Annotated in this window: 6 protein-coding genes; 4 read left to right on the forward strand and 2 right to left on the reverse strand. The window is 65.8% G+C overall.

Going from position 1 to position 3,578, the window contains the following annotated elements:
* Window positions 1–372 (reverse strand): outer membrane lipoprotein carrier protein LolA (locus WEA77_RS08090; RefSeq protein WP_368067358.1); only part of this gene is annotated, 372 nt, incomplete at its 3' end.
* Between the two features lie 187 nt (window positions 373–559).
* On the opposite strand from WEA77_RS08090, the gene WEA77_RS08095 reads away from it, so the two are divergent.
* The 4 genes from WEA77_RS08095 to WEA77_RS08110 all read left to right on the forward strand — a co-directional run bounded on the left by WEA77_RS08095 (window position 560) and on the right by WEA77_RS08110 (window position 2,747).
* A complete protein-coding gene (locus WEA77_RS08095; protein WP_368067359.1) occupies window positions 560–1,447 on the forward strand; it encodes a tetratricopeptide repeat protein in 888 nt (295 codons plus the stop codon).
* A 66-nt stretch (window positions 1,448–1,513) separates the two neighbouring features.
* Window positions 1,514–2,158 carry an LON peptidase substrate-binding domain-containing protein gene (locus tag WEA77_RS08100; protein WP_368067360.1) on the forward strand — a complete coding sequence of 215 codons (645 nt, stop codon included), beginning with the start codon at window positions 1,514–1,516 and terminating at the stop codon, window positions 2,156–2,158.
* An 8-nt stretch (window positions 2,159–2,166) separates the two neighbouring features.
* Window positions 2,167–2,445 carry a Trm112 family protein gene (locus tag WEA77_RS08105; protein WP_368067361.1) on the forward strand — a complete coding sequence of 93 codons (279 nt, stop codon included), beginning with the start codon at window positions 2,167–2,169 and terminating at the stop codon, window positions 2,443–2,445.
* Window positions 2,442–2,747, forward strand: a complete 306-nt coding sequence (locus WEA77_RS08110) for a gamma-butyrobetaine hydroxylase-like domain-containing protein (protein WP_368067362.1) — start codon at window positions 2,442–2,444, stop codon at window positions 2,745–2,747. The genes WEA77_RS08105 and WEA77_RS08110 overlap by 4 nt, the downstream gene beginning before the upstream one ends.
* Before the next feature lie 61 nt (window positions 2,748–2,808).
* On the opposite strand, the gene WEA77_RS08115 is transcribed toward WEA77_RS08110, so the two are convergent.
* Window positions 2,809–3,578, reverse strand: a 770-nt coding sequence (locus WEA77_RS08115; RefSeq protein ID WP_368067363.1) for an FAD-dependent monooxygenase, incomplete at its 5' end; no start/stop codon positions are given.

Below are 3,578 nucleotides of genomic sequence, written 5' to 3' on the forward strand. Positions count from 1 at the left end.
TGAGGCCAGCGGCACCCGGTCGGTCGTCTCGAGGTCTGCGTCCTGGATCGCTACTGTCGTCCCGTCGGCCACCCGCACCAGCGGCACAGGGTCATCATAGTCGAAACGCACCTTGCCGGGCCGAGACATCGCGAACTGGCCGGTCGAATAGGAGCCGTCCGGCGAATACTGCTCGAACTTGCCGCGCGCCGTTTTCACAGTGGCGAGCCCCTTGGCGGCTGACTTCAGCAGCTGGCTGCGCTCTGCCGCGCTAAGAGCAGGGGCTGCCGGGGCCGATACGGCCGGCGTGGTCGGGGCCTGTTTCAGGCCGATGGTCAGCGGCGCGCCCAGGATCAGGGCGATGGCACTCATGCTGGCGATCAGGTTGATCATGTCTTCCGGTCTCCTTTTGTTGACCTTGGGCCACGGTCTACAGTTAGGCGCCTGAACCGGGTCTAAACAGGGCGGCTGGCTGGCGTTTATACGATTGCACGCGCTTCAGGGCATCTGGCTTGCAGATTTTCCGGCGAGATCCCATCTTGCGGCCTGAACCGCAAGCGACACGCAAGGGACAACGCAGATGGCGACCGCAGGTCTTCAACACACGCTGGACGGTACCGATCAGGGCTTCATGGCCGATGTGGTCGAAGCCTCCATGACCCAGCCCGTCATCGTCGATTTCTGGGCGCCCTGGTGCGGACCCTGCCGCACCCTAGGCCCGATCCTCGAGAAAGTCGTGGAAGGCAAGAAGGGCGCGGTCAAGCTCGTCAAGATCAATACCGAGGAACACCCGGCCTATGCCGGCCAGCTCGGTGTGCGCTCGATCCCGGCCGTCTATGCCTTCCACAAGGGCCGCCCGGTAGACGGCTTCATGGGCGCATTGCCGGAATCGCAGGTCTCCGCCTTTGTCGAACGCCTCCTCGGCGGCACCGACAGCGCGCAGGTCATCGCCGAAGCGCTTGCCCAGGCCGAGGCCGCCAGCCAGGCGGGCGACATCACGCTCGCCGCCGAAATCTACGCCGCCATCATCCAGGAAGACGAAGGCAACACCGCCGCCATCGCCGGCCTTGCGCGCTGCTATCTCGCCAATGGCGACACCGAGCGCGCGCTCGCCACGCTTGACCTCGTCCCCGAAGCCAGGCGGAACGAGAGCATCGTCAAGGGCGTCCGCCTCGCCATCGAGATGGCCGCCGATGCGCCCGCGCCCACCGAACTCGACGCCGCCGTCTCCGCCGTAAGTGCAAACCCCGGCGACCATGACAAACGCTACGAGCTTGCGGAACAATACGCCGCCGCAGGCCGTTACAAGGATGCCGCCGATCACCTGCTGATAATCCTCTCGGCCAGGCTCGGCTGGGAAGACGGCAAGGCGAAGACGAAACTGCTACAGGTCTTCGATGCCGCTGGGGCAACCGATCCCGTCACCATCGAAGGCCGCCGCCGGCTTGCCTCGCTGATGTTTGCCTGATCGGGACTTTGCCCCACTTTGTCAGCTGAGGCCGTGCCACAAAGGACCAGCCCCGAAGGACACCTGATGGCGCACTATCACAAGATCACCGACCTGCCGGACACGCTTCCGGTGTTCCCGCTGCCGGGCGCGGTCCTCTTCCCGCGCTGGGAACTGCCGCTGAACATCTTCGAGCCGCGCTATCTCAACATGTTCGATGATGCGATGGGCGGCGGCCGGATGATCGGCATGATCCAGTCCCTCGGCGGCCCCCGCGATCGCCCGGACATCGCCCGCGTCGGCTGCGCCGGACGCATTACCAGCTTCAGCGAAACCGATGACGGCCGCTATATCGTCACCCTTTCCGGCATCTGTCGCTTCGCCGTGACGCGCGAGCTGGACGTAATGAAGCCCTATCGCCAGGTGACACCCGGCTGGGACGCCTTTGCCGCCGATCTCCATCCCGGCCCGGAAACCGGCGTGCCGGACCGCAGAGACCTCATTCGCGCCCTGCGTTTTTATACTGATGCCCACAGCCTCCAGGCGGACTGGAGCGCCGTTGAAGATGCGCCGATGGAAACCCTTGTCCATGCGCTTGCAGCGGGTTGCCCGTTCACGCCGCCGGAAAAGCAGGCCCTGCTCGAGGCGCTGACGCTGGCCGACCGCGCCCGCGCGCTGATCGCGCTGCTCGAGATCAGCGGCAGTGGCGGCGATACCGGACCCGTGCAATAGAGGCCGCGATGACCGACCCCGAAGCCCCCGCCGAGTTCACGCCCAACGGCGTCGACCCGCGCCTCCTCGAAATCCTGATCTGCCCGCTGACGCGCCAGCCGCTGGTCTATGACCGCGCCGAGAACGAGTTGATCTCGAAAAAGGCCCGCCTCGCCTATCCGATCCGCGGCGGCATCCCGATCATGCTGGAAGAAGAAGCCCGCGATATGGATGAGCTGCCGGAACTCTCCGGCGGCGCTCCGGATGCGATGCCCGGCGAGGAGTCCGGGGAAGGGGAGGGTAGATGACCGCCTCCGCCTGGCCCGCCCGTCTCACCTTCCGCGCCGGCGCGCAGGAACTTGCCGCCGAGTTTGACGACGGCAAGTCCGGCCGCGTTCCCTACAAGCGGCTGCGCGAAGAAAGTCCGTCTGCGGAAGTTCAGGGCCATGGCCGCGGACCGAAGCCTCCTCAGGCCCCCGTACCGGATGACATCCGTGTCCTGAAGGCCGAACCCGTCGGCCGCTACGCTGTCCGCCTCTTCTTCTCCGACGGCCACTCCAGCGGCCTCTACACCTGGAACATCCTCCGCGCCCTGACGGTCGGGGATTGAGCTTCCTTGTACCCCTTTACACAAAGGGAGCGAGGAGAGCAGATGGCCTGCTTACAGAAACCTAACGCATCAGGCTCGGTAAATGCTCTTGGTCCGCACTCGCCTGGCGGGCCAGCGCGCGGCGCAGCGGCGTGATCCGGTTGGCGGCTGTCAGGGCCAGCCCGCGCAGGCCTTTCAGCAGCGCATTGTCGTTCGAGAAGGCCCGGTCGATCAGGTCCATCGCCATGGCGGTTGCGGCCGCATCGAAGCGCCGCCAGTCCTGATATTGCGCCAGAACCGCATCGCTGCCCGGATCTAGCCCTGTCGCGCGCGCGCTGGTCATCACATCTATCAGCGCGCCCACATCCTTGAAGCCGAGATTCAGGCCTTGCCCGGCCAGTGGATTGATCCGCCGCGCCGCGTCGCCCAGCAGCGCCGTGCGGGGGCCGATCATCTTCTCGGCAATCTGCATCACCAGCGGATAGGAGAGGGGAGGGCCATCGAGTTTCATCTCGCCCGCGAAGCCCGCAAAGCGTGCATTCAGCTCCGCCTCGATCTGGTCCTTTGGTAGTTTCGCCAGCGTCTCCGCCGCGCCCGCCTTCATGTACCAGGCCAGATTCGCGCGGTTGCCGGGCAGGGGCAGTGTCGCGAACGGGCCTTCCGGGGTGAACAGCTGGCGGGCGATCCCGTCATGCGGCCGGCTCAGGGTGACGTCTGCCGCAAAGACGGATTTGCCATAGCTGCGCCCTTCGGTCCGGATGCCGAGGCTGTTGCGGACGGCCGAATGGATTCCGTCGCATGCGGCGATCAGCCCAGCCCGTATAACGGTGCCGTCAGCCAGTGTGATCTCGG

This window comes from Hyphomonas sp. (genome assembly GCF_040882205.1).
Taxonomy (GTDB): Bacteria; Pseudomonadota; Alphaproteobacteria; order Caulobacterales; family Hyphomonadaceae; genus Hyphomonas.

Coding starts and splice junctions, on each gene's coding strand:
- WEA77_RS08100 (WP_368067360.1), top strand. CDS start 1,514: ATGGCGCACTATCACAAGATCACCGACCTGCCGGACACGCTTCCGGTG.
- WEA77_RS08105 (WP_368067361.1), top strand. CDS start 2,167: ATGACCGACCCCGAAGCCCCCGCCGAGTTCACGCCCAACGGCGTCGAC.
- WEA77_RS08095 (WP_368067359.1), top strand. CDS start 560: ATGGCGACCGCAGGTCTTCAACACACGCTGGACGGTACCGATCAGGGC.
- WEA77_RS08110 (WP_368067362.1), top strand. CDS start 2,442: ATGACCGCCTCCGCCTGGCCCGCCCGTCTCACCTTCCGCGCCGGCGCG.